Here is a 14,901-nt window from a genome sequence, read left to right as displayed (position 1 = left end):
CGCATTGCCTGCCGTGGCCGCTGTCGCGCGCCTGATCCTCCAGGATTTCCGCTCCTATGAGGCCCTCGATCTCGCGATCGAGGGCCAAATCATTGCGCTTGTCGGAGAGAACGGCGCGGGCAAGACCAATATCCTCGAGGCGCTCTCGTTGTTTGCGCCCGGGCGCGGCCTGCGCAGGGCCGATCTCTCCGACATGGCCCGCCAAGACGGCCCCGGCAGCTTCGCCGCCTCGATCACGCTGGCGGACGACGGCACGCGGCTTGGGCTCGGGCTCGGCGAAAGCGATGGCGAGGGGCGCCGTCCGCGGTTGGCGCGGATCGACGGGGCCCCGGCGGGCTCGGCGCTCGCCTTCAGCGACTACCTCCGGCTGGTCTGGCTGACGCCGGACCTCGACGGCCTGTTCAGGGGCGCTGCCGGCGACAGGCGACGCTTCCTCGACCGGCTGGTGCTCGCCATCGACCCCGGCCACGGCACCCGCTCGAATGCGCTCGATCGTGCACTGCGCTCGCGCAACCGCATCCTCGACGAAAGCCCCAACCAGGCCCAATGGCTCGATGCGGTCGAGCGCGAGGTGGCCGAGCTCGGCGTCGCCGTCGCCGCCGCGCGGGCGGAAACCGTGGCGCGCCTGTCGGCCATCATGGCCGAGACCCGCGACGACGCCTCGCCCTTTCCGCAGGCGACGCTCGCGCTCGAAGGCGAGCTCGACCGGCTGGTCGGGCAGGGTTCCGCGCTCGATGCCGAGGACCAGTATCGCGCGCTTCTGCATCAGGGCCGTGCGCGCGATCGCGCCGCCGGCCGTACGCTGGTGGGACCGCAGGCCTCCGATCTCGAAGTGCGCCATCTCCAGAAGGACATGCCGGCAGGGCTGGGCTCGACCGGCGAGCAGAAGGGGCTGCTGATCGGTCTCGTGCTGGCCCATGCGAGGCTGGTGGCCTCGATGAGCGGCATCGCCCCGCTTGTGCTGCTCGACGAGATCGCCGCCCATCTCGACCCCCGCCGGCGCGCGGTCCTGTACGACGCGTTCACCGCGCTGGGGTGCCAGGTCTGGATGAGCGGGGCCGACCCGGCGCAGTTTTCCGACTTGCCCGCAGGGGCACAGCGGTTCATCGTCAGCGGGGGCGGGGCTGTAGCCATTTAAGGCGTCCACCCGCTGCGTTCTGGCGCCTCTTTCGCTGGCTGCTGCGGCTCGCGCTCCAGTTCCTGTGGTTCGACCTGCGCCCCCTGGCTTCGCGGGGCATGCGGCGATTTTTGCGCTGACATCGCTGGTGCACCTGGGCGCCGGCCTGTTCTGAAGCTGGCAATTCGCGCCGGGCTCGGGCAAACCGGGTCCCATGCCGCAGCCCTACGAATCAGACGCCCGCGCCATCCTCAAATCCGTCTTCGGCTATGACGATTTCCGTCCCGGCCAGTGGGAGGTGATCGAGGCCGCACTGGCGGGGCAGGACGTCTTTGCCGTGATGCCGACCGGCTCGGGCAAGTCCATGTGCTACCAGCTGCCGGCGCTCGTCGCCGGGGGCCTGACGCTCGTCGTCTCGCCGTTGATCGCCCTGATGCGCGACCAGGTCGGGCAATTGACGCGCGCCGGCGTCGCGGCCGCCTCGCTCAACTCGATGAACACCGAATCCGAGGCCGCCGAGGCCTGGGACAAGCTCAATTCCGGCGAACTTCGCCTGCTCTTCGTCTCTCCGGAGCGCCTGGCGGGCGAGGGGCTCGTCAACCGCCTGCGTCGCCTTGGCGTGACGCGGCTGGCCATCGACGAGGCTCATTGCGTCTCGCAATGGGGCCATGATTTCCGGCCCGAATACCGCCTGCTCGCCAAGACCCGCGAGGCGCTCGGCGGCGTGCCCGTCACCGCCCTGACCGCGACCGCGGACCGGCAGACGCGCGAGGACATCGCCCAGCAGCTCTTCCCGAAGCCGCCGCATCTGGTGGTGCATTCCTTCGACCGGCCCAACCTGAAGCTCGCCTTTGCGCCCAAGGACCAGCCGCGCCGGCAGATCGCCGATTTCCTGACCCGCCACAAGGGCGGCTCCGGCATCGTCTACTGTTCCTCGCGTGGCCGCACAGAGAAGCTGGCCGAGGGGCTTCGCGAAAAGGGCTACAACGCGCTGCCCTATCATGCCGGCCTCGACCAGGAGCTGCGCAACCGCAACCAGGACATCTTCCTGCAGGAGGACGGCGTCGTCGTCTGCGCCACGATCGCCTTCGGCATGGGCATCAACAAGCCCGATGTCCGCTTCGTCGTCCATGCCGACATGCCGGGCTCGATCGAGAGCTACTACCAGGAGATCGGCCGCGCCGGCCGCGACGGGCTGCCGGCGGACACGCTGACGCTCTACGGCATCGACGACATGGTGCTGCGCCGCCGCCAGATCGACGAGAAGGCGATCGACGACGAGCGCCGCCGCATCGAGCACAAGCGGCTCAATGCCATGATTGACCTCTGCGAATCCGCGCTCTGCCGGCGCAGTGCGCTGCTCGCCTATTTCGGCGAGCAGACCCCACCCTGCCGTCACAACCAGGCGCAATCGGGCAACACGGCCTTTCGCTGCGATCTCTGCGGTACGGATGCGCCCGAGCTGACCGACGCCACGCTCGACGCGCGCAAGCTGCTCTCGGCGGTCGCGCGTTCGGGCCAGCGCTTCGGTGCCGCCCATCTCGCGGATATCCTCACCGGCACGGCGACCGAGGCCATCCGCCGCCAGAACCATGACGGGCTGAAGACCTTCGGCGTCGGCCAGGACAAATCCAAGGCTGCCTGGACGTCCCTGACGCGAAAGCTCTTCGCGGCCGGCGCCCTGGCCGAGGCCAGCGCCGAGCATGGTGGTTTCTGCCTGACGCAGAAGGGCGAGGAGATCCTGTTCGGGCGCGAGCCGATCGCCCTGCGCGCGGACGCTCACGCCGATCGCCGCGCGCGTCGCACCGGGCGCGAGGCGGCCCGTGCCGACGGGCTCGACGAGGGTACCGCCGGCATGTTCGAGCATCTGCGCCGGCTCAGGCTCCAGATCGCCCGCGAGGAGGGCGTCGCGGCCTATATCATCTTCACCGACCGCACCCTGATCGCGATGGCGAGCGCGCGCCCGCTGGGGCTCGACCAGATGCGCGCGATCGAGGGCGTGGGCGAGCGCAAGTTGACCCAGTACGGCGAAGCATTCATCGAGGCGATCGCCAGTTTCGACGGCTGAAGGCGGCTGCTCTCGCGCACGCACGCGTACACGCGTGAAAAAGCCGCAGTGAACCCCTATATTCGTGGTACGAATCAAGACGACCGTGGACGCCAGTGCGCCCGCCGAAGGACCATGACATGAACGAAGCTGCCCGCGACCTTGAAGACGCCGCCTATGGCGCCGATTCCATCAAGGTTCTCAAAGGCCTGGATGCGGTGCGCAAGCGCCCCGGCATGTATATCGGCGACACCGATGACGGCTCGGGCCTGCATCACATGGTCTACGAGGTCGTCGACAACGCCATCGACGAGGCGCTGGCGGGCCATGCCGACGTCGTCACGGTCACGCTCAATGCTGAGGGTTCGGTCACAGTCACCGATAACGGCCGCGGGATTCCGACCAATATCCACAGCGAGGAAGGAATCTCGGCCGCCGAGGTCATCATGACCCAGCTTCACGCCGGCGGGAAGTTCGACCAGAACTCGTACAAGGTCTCGGGCGGCCTGCACGGCGTCGGCGTGTCCGTGGTGAACGCGCTCTCGATCTCGCTCAAGCTGCGCATCTGGCGCGGTGGCAACGAGCATTTCATGGAATTCCGCCATGGCGACGCGGTCGCGCCGCTGGCGGTCGTGGGACCTGCCGGCGACAAGCGCGGCACGGAGGTGACCTTCACCCCGTCCCAGGAAACCTTCACGATGATCGAGTTCGACTACAAGACGCTCGAGCATCGTCTGCGCGAACTCGCCTTCCTGAATTCCGGTGTCCGCATCCTGCTGACCGACGCCCGCCACGCCGAGGTGGTGCGAGAGGAGCTGATGTATGAGGGCGGTGTCGAGGCCTTCGTGCGCTATCTCGACCGCGCCAAGACACCCGTCATCTCGAAGCCGGTGATGCTGAGCAACGAGAAGGACGGCATCACCGTCGACGTCGCGCTCTGGTGGAACGACAGCTACCACGAGAACGTGCTCTGCTTCACAAACAACATCCCGCAGCGTGACGGCGGCACCCATCTCGCCGGCTTCCGCGCCGCGCTGACGCGCCAGATCACCGGCTATGCCGAGACCTCAGGCATGCTCAAGAAGGAGAAGGTCTCCCTCACCGGCGACGATTGCCGCGAGGGCCTGACCGCGATCGTCTCGGTCAAGGTGCCTGACCCGAAGTTCTCCTCGCAGACCAAGGACAAGCTGGTCTCTTCGGAAGTGCGTCCCGTCGTCGAGAACGTCGTCAACCAGGCGCTCTCGACCTGGCTCGAGGAGCATCCGCCGGAAGCCAAGCTGATCGTCGGCAAGGTCGCCGAGGCCGCCGCCGCCCGCGAGGCAGCCCGCAAGGCCCGCGACCTGACCCGCCGCAAGGGCGCGCTCGACATCGCCTCGCTGCCCGGCAAGCTCGCCGACTGCCAGGAACGCGATCCCGCCAAGTCCGAGCTGTTCATCGTCGAGGGTGACTCGGCCGGTGGCTCCGCCAAGCAGGGCCGCGCCCGCGAATATCAGGCCGTGCTGCCGCTTCGCGGCAAGATCCTGAACGTCGAGCGGGCGCGCTTCGACAAGATGCTCTCCTCCGAGCAGGTCGGCACGCTGATCACGGCGCTGGGCGCCGGCATCGGCCGCGAAGAGTTCAACATCGAGAAGCTGCGCTACCACAAGATCATCATCATGACCGACGCGGACGTGGACGGTTCCCACATTCGCACGCTGCTGCTCACCTTCTTCTACCGGCAGATGCCGGAGGTGATCGAGCGCGGCCATCTCTTCATCGCCCAGCCGCCGCTCTACAAGGCGGCGCGCGGCAAGAGCCATGTCTATCTCAAGGACGAGCGCGCGCTCGAGGATTACCTGGTCGAGACCGCGCTCGATGGCGCCGTCTTCAAGACCAGCGAAGGCTCCGAGCGGGGCGGCACCGATTTGCGCGGCCTGATCGAGGAGGCTCGCGGCATCCGGAATACGCTGACGCAGCTGCATTCGCGCTATAATCGCAAGGTGGTCGAGCAGATGGCGATCGCTGGCGCGCTGCACCCCTTCCCGGAGGGGAACGAGGGCGTTGCCACCGAAGCGGCGGCCTATGTCGCCAAGCGTCTCGACGCGATCTCGGACGAACTCGAGCGGGGCTGGGAAGGCACCGTCAGTGAGGGCGGCTTCCTGTTCTCGCGCGTGGTGCGCGGCGTCAAGCAGGTCGCGGCGATCGATGCCGGCCTGCTCGCCAGCGCTGACGCACGCAGGCTGGACGGCGCGGCGGCCTCGCTCCAGGAAGCCTATGCCAAGCCCGGCGTGCTCAGCCGCAAGGGCGACGACCACATCGTCAACGGCCCGACGGACCTGTTCGAGGCCGTCACCGCGATCGGCAAGAAGGGCGTTTCGCTGCAGCGCTACAAAGGACTGGGTGAGATGAACCCCGACCAGCTCTGGGAGACGACGCTCGACCGCGACGCGCGCTCGCTGCTGCGCGTCAAGAACGACCAGAACGACGAGGCCGACGATCTCTTCGTCAAGCTGATGGGCGACGTGGTGGAGCCCCGCCGCGAGTTCATCCAGACCAACGCCCTCAACGCGACCGTCGATACCTGACGGGGAGGGCGCTGGTCCGGCAACCAATAAATGAGAATCGGACACCAAAAAGCGAGACTGGTAAACCAAATCAAATCGTATGTGCCTGCGGCTGGGACGCCCGGTCGACGGCGCGCGCAAACCGGCGCGATCGGCACCGCAGCACGGCGGATTGCTGAGCTTTAACAACAGTGTAGGGGCAAGCAGGGACGCTGGAGATTTAAATGCGATTGCCCGTCCGTGTCTGCCCGGACCCGCGCGAAGGATTGTGGGGTTGGGCGTTACGAGCTGCTGAGGCCAATCGATATCTGAATGCAGCAGCCGTTCTCAGTATGGTCGAATATCTCGCGCCCATTCGGCCGCGAGCGGAAGTTATAGCCAATCTCGCAGAAGCCGCAGGAGTTACGCGCGATTACTTCGAGCCCCTGGTCGCTCCGCGTCGCGGTAGCGGATATGTGCGACTAGGCGTTCGGGGTACAGACGTCCCTCAAGGGTTCCTCGACGTCTCGAGCGCGCGCGTCTGCCAAGCTTGCTTGAAGAAGGCCAAACTTATTCCCGCGGAATGGGATCTCGTTTTTTGGAATGCCTGCCCATGCCACGGGGTCAAATTACTTTCGCAATGCCCGCAATGCGGGCACGCCGTAACATGGAAGCGTTCTCATTTGGATCGCTGCGGAAATAAAAATTGCTCGTTTGTATTCAGCCAAAGCCCTTCCATTAAGGCGTCCAATAGTGAATTGACGCTGCCTGTCTTCGTAGCGAAATCAATGAGTCATGAAACTCTTATGATAGACCCCGACTTGAATGAACCTTTCGGAATCCGACATCGAGTGAGGCTCTGAATATTATTCACTGCGTTGGCGCCATCACCAAATCACTTTCGAACGAAGGGCGATCCACTTCTCGCCTTAAGACTCTGGAGGGCGCAGAGCACGCGCTGACAGACTGGCCAAATGAATTTGGTGCCATTGTAGAACGCCGAGCAAGCTCCCCTGATCTCCAGGGGTCCAATCAGATATTTCGAGTATTTGACCAGATTGCAGGTCAAGGCCGAATCTCTTCTGCTCATGCCGGCATTCTTCGGGACGTAATTTTTTTGCAGCTGGGCGAGGGCCCACTCGGGGACCATCATCAGCCTCAGCTCAAAAGCCTGCAACGAGCCCACAGAAATTCGTAACTCAGGTTGCTGCGGCACACCTGCTAAATGTCACTCATCACACTGTAAGGAAACTGTTTCACCAAAATAAGGTTGGAGGGCACCTGAAGATCGGGAAAACCGGAAATGAATACCTTTTTATCGATATAGATGATCTCTCAAGAGAGAAAGCACGTCGCGATAATATAGCTTACCGCCGCTCAAGTCGGTAATTCTATCTGAGCGTAATTGAGATTTATGAAATTTTTGGCATTTTGCCGCGCTTTTTGAACGATTTCGCGAGCTGCGGCCTGATCATCAAATCACCTCAGCAAGAGGGCGGGCTTTATGTCGGGCAATCCGTCGAAGATCTATTTCGGACGCTGGCAGAGAAATGTCTATACAAAATCGAAAGCAACGTGATCGACAAAGTTATTGTAACTCTCAATAAAGTGTGCCGCGGCTTCGATATACAATTGATCAAAGTCATTCAATCGATCTTATATTCTGGAATAACACCCAAGTGTCATTACGAAAAAAGGTATGACTTGATATCATAGGGATTTCCTGGAACGATATTCTCAAGTGTTCTAATCAGTACCGATCTAGCCTTGGCGGCATACAGAGGCGTCACGCGGCCGCCTCCACTATATTGTAACAAAGGGAGATGAAAGAGATTATCGACCGCGGCTTCCTGGAGGAACTTCAATTTAATTCCGTTCGGCCTTTCAAATATATTAGCATCGAGAGCGTTCGGAATTTCAAGCGCAGCTATGTTCCGACAGTTTTTATTTCGAGGTTTTTGAAAACCCGCGGCGACACTTTGGAGAAGTCGTTCTTGGAATCGAAATTATCTCCTATTATACCGAGAGCACACCCCGATTTCACTGCATACTGGAGCTGGACTGACCTGTTCGGAAAATTACCTGAAGCACAGAGTTGGCGAAGCACGTTTCTAGATCACAACGAATTCCATTAGAAGGCGTCGGTACTGTCTCGACCAGTTGCGGCCGTCCTCCTTTCCCAGCGCCGCCGGCCTTCACAGCCTGAGTGCGGGCAAAAGGAAAGGGATGGCCCGTTGCAGTCGCTGGCAAGGTCCGCTTCCGGGCGGCTCAGTTTAAATTTGCCAGCGAAGCCGGGCTCGGCCCTGGTGGCGGTGTGCGTGTGCGGTGTCATGCTCAGCGGGCACAGAACGTGTGCTGCGCAACCTTAGCGTCGGCAACACCGCACGTATGAATGCGAGCGGCGGGGTCCAAATGGCGTTGTTCAAGCCCTACGAATTCGGCCACAGCACTACCGTGCGTCCTTAGCTCAACGATGCGGGTTGATAATAGGCTCTCCGTCGCGTCAGGTGAGCCCACCGGCGTCTGCTGTCGACAGGGTGCTTCCCATGACCAATCGTCCGCCGTTCGAACGGATCGCGCTATTGCTCCAAGGCGGTGGAGCACTCGGATCGTATCAGGCCGGAGTGTATCAGGCGCTCGCCGAGGCCGATCTGCACCCCGACTGGGTGGCGGGAATTTCGATCGGCGCCATCAACTCCGCCCTGATCGCGGGCAATCCCCCTGAGAAGCGGGTGGAGGCGCTGCAGGCGTTCTGGGAAGCGGTGACCGCGCCTCCTCCGGGGCTCCCCGCCATGATCTCGTCGATGATCGGCGCGATGGCCGTGAGCAACGACCTCGCCCATGGCTGGCTCAACCAGACGCAGGCCTTCGCCACGCTGATGGGCGGTGCGCCCGACTTCTTCAGCCCACGCCCCGTTCCGCCCTTCCTGTCGGCTCCCGGCAGCCCGGCAGCCGAGAGTTTCTACGATGTCCGCCCTCTCAAGGCGACCCTCGAACGGCTGGTCGATTTCGATCGCATCAACGCCGGCCCAATGCGCTTCAGTGTCGGGGCCGTGAATGTGAGGACCGGCAATTTCGCCTATTTCGATACGACGACGCACACCATCGCGGCGGAGCATGTGATGGCCAGCGGCGCACTCCCGCCGGGCTTCCCGGCGGTCGAGATCGATGGCGAGCATTACTGGGATGGTGGGCTGGTTTCAAACACCCCACTGCAATGGGTGCTGGAAAGCCGGCCTCGCCGGGACACTCTGGCTTTTCAGGTCGATCTGTGGAGCGCGAAGGGGGCGTTTCCGGGGGATCTCACCAGCCAGGACTCGCGCCTGAAGGACATCCGCTTCTCGAGTCGAACCCGTGCCGCGACCGATCAATTCCGGAAAAACCAGAGCCTGAGGCGGGCACTGGGCCATCTCATCAAACAGGTCCCGAAATCGGCGCTTGTCAGCGCCGACCCCGACGTGCTCGGCTTGATCGCCGAGGCGGACGAGAAGATCTACAACATCGTCCATCTGATCTACCGCTCGAAGAGCTATGAAGGCGCTTCCAAGGACTACGAGTTCTCGCGCACGACCATGGAGGAGCACTGGGCGTCGGGCTACGCGGATGCAACCCTGACCCTTCGCCATCCAGAGGTGCTGCGGCCGGCGGACGCCCCCGATGGCGTCGCCACCTTCGATCTGGCGGAGCTGGAGCAGCCGAGCCGCCCGTAGCGGCCAATCGCTCTCTCTCAACACACTCCCGTTAGCTGCCGAACAACGAGGACACAGGCTCATGAAGATTGCCGATGTGTGCGCCAATGCTTTCGCGATGCTGTTGAACAACCCCGCTTATCCGAAGCCGCCCTACAAGTTCTACAATCGCGAATTCGTCGTCATCAACTACCGGACCGATCCGGAACGGATGCGCGCGCTGGTGCCCGAACCGTTGGAGATCGTCGGCGACACCGTCGCTTATGAGTTCATCCGCATGCCGGATTCGACCGGGTTCGGCGACTATACCGAGACCGGGCAGGTCATCCCAGTTCGCTTCACCACCGCTTCGGGCGAGGTGCAGGAGGGGGGCTACGTCCACGCCATGTATCTCGACGATAATTCACCCATTGCCGGCGGGCGCGAGATCTGGGGCTTTCCGAAAAAGCTGGCGACGCCGAAGCTGACGCATGAGCAGGAGACGCTGGTCGGCACCCTGCATTACGGCTCGGTCCTCTGCGTGAGCGCCACCATGGGCTACAAGCATCGCGAGCTCGATCTGGCGCCGCTGGCCAAGGCGATGAGCAAGCCCGCCTTCATGATCAAGATCATTCCCCATGTCGACGGCTCGCCGCGCATCTGCGAGCTCGTACGCTACTACATGGAGGACGTAACGCTGAAGGGCGCCTGGTCCGGCCCCGCCGCCCTGCAGCTCTTCGAGCACGCGATGTGCGATGTGGCGCGGTTGCCGGTCCACGAGGTCCTCTCCGCCAGCCACTACATCGCCGACCTGACGCTGGGCCTCGGCGAGGTGGTCTTCGATTATCTGGCAGCAGGTGAAGCGACCGGGTGAAGCACCGTATTGGGGGAAGCGGCCCTTTCCCGCCGACCGCGGACCGGACGCTCTTGGCCGCGGCGGTGCGAGCCTCATTTACATCATCCACGTTCACGAGAATTCTTTGCGCTCGCGTGAGCGTCTCGCATCCTCTCTGCAGCAAGGCCGATCATGTCTAGAAACGTTGCCGAACTTATCGTCGAGACCCTCGAGTGGAAAAGTTCTGTGACCGCGCTGGTCAACACGTGTTAAGCTGGAACCATTCCACAAGGAGAGCGGGGTGGATGCGACGCCTGCCGCAAGTGTCTCGCCAGCCTCCCAACAGATTGACGTTGCAATCGTTGGAGGAGGCCCAGCCGGACTCGCCGCCTCATACGAGCTCTCTCGAAGGGGGCTTTCCCACGTTGTTTTCGAGAAGGGTGAACAAGCCGGTTCGGTGTGGGCCGGTCTCTATGACGGCCTGACCCTTCATACCGGCAAGCACATGTCGCACTTGCCGGGATACAAGTTCCCGGCCCGCACTCCGATCTTCGTGACGCGCGCGGCTTTCGTTCGATATCTTCAGGATTACGCGCGCCGATTTCAGGTGCCGCTACGGACGGGCGTCGAGGTCCTGCGCATCTCTCGCGATGAGGATCAGTGGCTCTTGATAACGAGAGCAGGCGAGGCTCGGGCGGCGGGGCTTATCATGGCGACGGGAATCGTCTCGAACCCCACTGTGCCTGCATTCGCGGGTAGGTCAGCGTTCCCAGGACTTGTTCTGCATTCGTGTGAGTACCGTCGCCCCGATGACATTCCCGACACCCGTATTCTTGTGGTTGGCGCAGGCAATTCCGGGGCTGAGATCGCGGCAGAGTTGGCTGGGGCTGGCCGGGAGGTCGATGTGGCCGTGCGATCAGGAGCGAACGTGGTCCCGCGTGAACTCTTGGGGATACCGATCCAGTATCTGTCATACTACCTGCGCAAGTTGCCTAGAAGCGTCCAGGAACTCGTGACGAAAGGCGTTCAAGCCGTCGGGGAACGACGACGCGGCCCTTCGCCTTTGCCGCGCTCAACGATCGGTCCGCTAGATGCGATCCCGATCATCGGCTTCGAACTCGTCAATGCAATCCGCGTTGGAAAAGTCCGACTGCGGCCAGGTGTGGCGGAATGGACGAGGGAGGGGGTACGCTTCAGCGACGGATCGTCATCGCCTTATGACGCAGTAGTTCTCGCGACCGGTTATCGACCCGCCCTCCAGCCGCTTGGAGATCAAGTCAGGCACGACGCGAAGGGCTTCGCGCTTCGCCGGGACCGAGTAACCAGTAGCGATCGGTCGAATCTCTGGTTCGTAGGACACAACTACGATGCCACCGGAGGCTTGGCGAATATAACAAGGGACGCGCCGCTTGCCGCTCAGGCGGCAGCGACTTCCTTGAAGAAGCGATGAAGGCACCTTCACTCGACCACCTCATCCGCGGCGCACGCTGGCCCCGGACGCCTTGTCCGGCGGAATAGCCGACATGGGTCGGCCCTGCGCCATTTGCAGGACTTTGACGCCTGTCCGAAAGCCGACATTAGGAATGAGGTGTGCTCCTCGCAATGACGGGTCTGCGACCCCGCGATCTCGCTGCGGAAGACCCAGCGCGTAATGCTGCGCTCGACGAGGGCGCTTTTGACAGCTGCCGCTGATCAGAACGTGGCCATGGCACGCATCTGAGCCGTTACGGCGCCTCGGTCGGTAAGTGGTCCCTCCGTGAGCGCAACACCGACGATGGCGCCAATCTGCAGGTTGGTCGCCAGGGCATAGTCGAGGCCGGCGCCGACGCTGACAGCCGACACATCCGCCTTGCGCCGGTTGATGGTGAGGGCCGCGTAATTGAAGCTGTGCCCATAACCCACATCGGCGAACAGGAACGGGGTCAGCGCATCCCGCAGGCCTGCCTGCGCCACTGCCGGCCCCAGCCTGGACAACAACGAGAGGGTCGGGAGGCGAAGCTCGTTGCGCAGCACAAATCCCGTGTCGACGCTGCCGTCGTCGAGCGAGAAGCCGCGGACGCCATAAAAGCCCCCGAGCGTCATCTGCTCGGTGTCGGGAAGCGCCTGCCCGGCCAACTGCCAAGACAGGGTGGTACTCCAGACGAAGCCCGACAGCCCGCCGATCGGGGGCAGGGGCAGGGTATTCTGGATGGAGCCAGCGGCATAGGCGTAGCGCATCCCTGTCACGCGGCCATTCGAGAAGGAATTCCAGACCTCGGATGCGCTGCCAGGCGTCACGCCGCCGGGATTGACCACCAGGCGCAAGTCGGCGCTGGTCGTGCCGCCGCCGGACCAGTGCCGGGTGTTGTTCCAGCCGAGCATCAAGTTGAACACGCTTGCATGGCCATCGGCCACGGGCAGCCCAGAAAAGCGGGTCTTGCGTTCGAGCCATCGCGGGGCGACGCCGGCATAGAGGTCGCCGTAGCCTGCCAGCGTGGACGAAAAATTCGACAGCGCGGAACGATAGGTGACCGGCAACTCGAAAGTTGTGTTCTGTTGCGTGATGATGCGGTCGGGCGCGCGCTGGCTCGTCGCGACGAAATTGGGCGCGAATTCCAGGGATTGCCGGTGGCCGAGCGGGATCGTCACGCGCCCGGACTGGCTGAGATAGTGCGGCCATTCATCGCCCGAGAGCTTAGCCAGCGATGGATCGCGGAGCAGGTTCGTGCCCGTCGTCAGCTGATAGCTGAGCGTCAGGTCGTTCAGCGCCTCGACGCCAGCCGCGAAGCCCGCGAAATAACGGCTGCGACCGCTGCTGCCCGTGCCGGTATTGGCCCAGCCTCCGAAAATCTGCGACGGCTTCTTGCGCGTGATTTCCAGGGTTAGGTCGGTTTGGGCGACGCTCGAACCAGGCTCGAACACGATTGACCTGTCGATAGGGGAACCGGTTGAGCCAGTCGAGGTCCTCAGAGATCTGGTCAGCTTCGATCAGTTGGCCCAGCGGCGCCCGTATGGCTCGCGCCAGGCGCTCGTCCTCAGGAGCCCCGTCGCGCAGCTTCACGCTGCCGGCGTGAAACGGCACGATCCGCAGCTGCAGCATGCCGGAGGTGATCTCCTGCGGCGGCGCGGTCACGGACACGAACGGGCGGCCCGCCTTGCGCCACGCTCGTGCGACTTCCGCCTGGATATCGGCCAGCAGCTTGCGCGACAGCGGTTTGCCTATGAACTGCTCCAGTGCGGGGCGCAGGGATTGCGGGCCGGTTTCCAGTCCGCGGCCGGTGACGCCGGATTGCGGGCGGCTGGCGACGTCGTCGTTCAGGCCCAGGAGATGGATGCCGCGGACATCGACGCCGAATGGCGCGCCGTCCTTCTCGACGGCCTCCCGGGCCGCGAGATCGAGCGCGGGAGTGCCGACCGCGAGCGCAGGCGGCAGGTTGCGCTCCAGCGACTGCTGCGCATGCGCCGGAATGGCCAGGGCAAGCGCTGACAGGGCGCCCGACAGCGCCAGCACGCCCGGCTTGCGCAGCCCGTTGAAGGACGTCGTACGCATCACCTTGCCTCCGCGGCGCGCAGGAAACGCCCGTATCGCTTGTTGTGGGGGTGGGGGACCCGATCGCAGGCAGCGTCGTCGACGGCGCCGCCGACGCAGCGGCTGACCGTGTCGCTCTCGGCCTCTCCGCCTTCATCTATGAGTGTCGGCATGGGCAGCAGAAGGTGCAGCGGATCCAGGATCTGGAACAAAGGGGCAGGGGGGGCGGCTGGCTTCTCGTCGACGGTCAGGACCCCGTCACGGAAATCGATCCGGTAGTTTGCGCCGGCTGTCAGCGAGCCCTGGGTGATCGGGTAGATGCCCGCTGCCGACTGGCTCGTCGCGCGCGTGGCGAGATCGCCGGTCAGGCTGTCGCCATTAATCAGGGCCTCGCCGCGGATGTCCCAGGTCAGGGCCGGCACTGCGGCCCCCTCGACCATGGTGGCGTCGCTGGCGATCACCGCGAGCGGCCGTGGCGTCACCTGGAGGAAGCCGTTGACGTAGCTGATGGCGTAGTTGGAGAGGCCTGTGCCCTGCGCGCCGCTCGCCGTCATGACGTAAGAGCCGACACTGGCGGTCTGCGCCGTGCCGGGGCTGGCCAGATCGACCTTGTCGAGCTGGTCGCCAGTCATCAGGCCTGTTGCGGTCCAGCCGGCGCCGACGACCGATCCGCCATAGACCTTGGTGGCGTCGTTCACCGTAATGACCAGGCCTGCCGTGGCGATCGTCAGGTTGGCGCCGCTGTACGACATCACATAGTTGGAGCTGGCTRCCAGCGTCCCCTGCAGAATGCCGTAGCTGCCGACGTTTTCGCCGGCGGTACGGCCGAGCGCGCCGGTGATCACGGCCGCGGTGTCGCCGCGCTGGTAGCCCGTCGCGCTGTAGGTCAGGGACGGATCGGCCTCGCCATAGACCTTCGACTGGGCGTTGGCGGCCACGGTCAGCGTCGCCGGTGCGATTGCGAGGTTCGCGCCCGCATATGTCACGACGTAGTTGGACCCCGCCGACAGCGTCCCCTGCAGAATGCCGTAGCTGCCGACGTTTTCGCCGGCGGTACGGCCGAGCGCGCCGGTGATCACGGCCGCGGTGTCGCCGCGCTGGTAGCCCGTCGCGCTGTAGGTCAGGGACGGATCGGCCTCGCCATAGACCTTCGACTGGGCGTTGGCGGCCACGGTCAGCGTCGCCGGTGCGATTGCGAGGTTCG

Annotated in this window: 10 protein-coding genes; 7 read left to right on the top strand and 3 right to left on the bottom strand. The window is 63.8% G+C overall.

The genetic code is table 11. The features are described 5' to 3' along the window. Positions 1-4: 4 nt before the first annotated feature. The 7 genes from recF (at position 5) to AC1D2L_RS23255 (ending at position 11,639) form a co-directional block, all read left to right on the top strand. Positions 5-1,138 carry a DNA replication/repair protein RecF gene (recF, locus tag AC1D2L_RS23285; RefSeq protein ID WP_476848286.1) on the top strand — a complete coding sequence of 378 codons (1,134 nt, stop codon included), beginning with the start codon at positions 5-7 and terminating at the stop codon, positions 1,136-1,138. A 193-nt stretch (positions 1,139-1,331) separates the two neighbouring features. Continuing rightward, positions 1,332-3,185, top strand: coding sequence for a DNA helicase RecQ (gene recQ / locus AC1D2L_RS23280; RefSeq protein WP_476848285.1), 1,854 nt, complete (start codon positions 1,332-1,334; stop codon positions 3,183-3,185). A gap of 119 nt (positions 3,186-3,304) precedes the next feature. Then, positions 3,305-5,728, top strand: coding sequence for a DNA topoisomerase (ATP-hydrolyzing) subunit B (gene gyrB / locus AC1D2L_RS23275; RefSeq protein ID WP_476848284.1), 2,424 nt, complete (start codon positions 3,305-3,307; stop codon positions 5,726-5,728). A gap of 203 nt (positions 5,729-5,931) precedes the next feature. After that, positions 5,932-6,549, top strand: a complete 618-nt coding sequence (locus AC1D2L_RS23270; protein WP_476848283.1) for a TniQ family protein — start codon at positions 5,932-5,934, stop codon at positions 6,547-6,549. A 1,683-nt stretch (positions 6,550-8,232) separates the two neighbouring features. Then, positions 8,233-9,396 carry a patatin-like phospholipase family protein gene (locus tag AC1D2L_RS23265; RefSeq protein WP_476848282.1) on the top strand — a complete coding sequence of 388 codons (1,164 nt, stop codon included), beginning with the start codon at positions 8,233-8,235 and terminating at the stop codon, positions 9,394-9,396. Between the two features lie 61 nt (positions 9,397-9,457). Beyond that, on the top strand, positions 9,458-10,228 hold the full coding sequence (locus AC1D2L_RS23260; RefSeq protein WP_476848281.1) for an acetoacetate decarboxylase: 771 nt from the start codon (positions 9,458-9,460) through the stop codon (positions 10,226-10,228). A 262-nt stretch (positions 10,229-10,490) separates the two neighbouring features. Beyond that, a complete protein-coding gene (locus AC1D2L_RS23255; RefSeq protein WP_476848280.1) occupies positions 10,491-11,639 on the top strand; it encodes a flavin-containing monooxygenase in 1,149 nt (382 codons plus the stop codon). 242 nt (positions 11,640-11,881) lie between these two features. On the opposite strand, the gene AC1D2L_RS23250 is transcribed toward AC1D2L_RS23255, so the two are convergent. The 3 genes from AC1D2L_RS23250 to AC1D2L_RS23240 form a co-directional block, all read right to left on the bottom strand. After that, positions 11,882-12,817 (bottom strand): ShlB/FhaC/HecB family hemolysin secretion/activation protein, encoded by a 936-nt coding sequence (locus AC1D2L_RS23250; RefSeq protein ID WP_476848279.1) that lies wholly within the window; start codon positions 12,815-12,817, stop codon positions 11,882-11,884. 46 nt (positions 12,818-12,863) lie between these two features. Continuing rightward, positions 12,864-13,679, bottom strand: a complete 816-nt coding sequence (locus AC1D2L_RS23245) for a POTRA domain-containing protein (RefSeq protein ID WP_476848278.1) — start codon at positions 13,677-13,679, stop codon at positions 12,864-12,866. 38 nt (positions 13,680-13,717) lie between these two features. Continuing rightward, positions 13,718-14,901: MBG domain-containing protein (locus tag AC1D2L_RS23240; protein ID WP_476848277.1), on the bottom strand; the 1,184-nt coding region annotated here is incomplete at its 5' end.

This window comes from Allobosea sp. P1_B10 (assembly GCF_056406735.1).
This window is presented reverse-complemented; position numbering and strand designations above follow the sequence as displayed.

Bases quoted from the DNA above. Each gene is read 5' to 3' on its own strand.
- recQ (WP_476848285.1), top strand. From the start codon at position 1,332: ATGCCGCAGCCCTACGAATCAGACGCCCGCGCCATCCTCAAATCCGTC.
- AC1D2L_RS23265 (WP_476848282.1), top strand. From the start codon at position 8,233: ATGACCAATCGTCCGCCGTTCGAACGGATCGCGCTATTGCTCCAAGGC.
- AC1D2L_RS23270 (WP_476848283.1), top strand. From the start codon at position 5,932: ATGCGATTGCCCGTCCGTGTCTGCCCGGACCCGCGCGAAGGATTGTGG.
- AC1D2L_RS23260 (WP_476848281.1), top strand. From the start codon at position 9,458: ATGAAGATTGCCGATGTGTGCGCCAATGCTTTCGCGATGCTGTTGAAC.
- gyrB (WP_476848284.1), top strand. From the start codon at position 3,305: ATGAACGAAGCTGCCCGCGACCTTGAAGACGCCGCCTATGGCGCCGAT.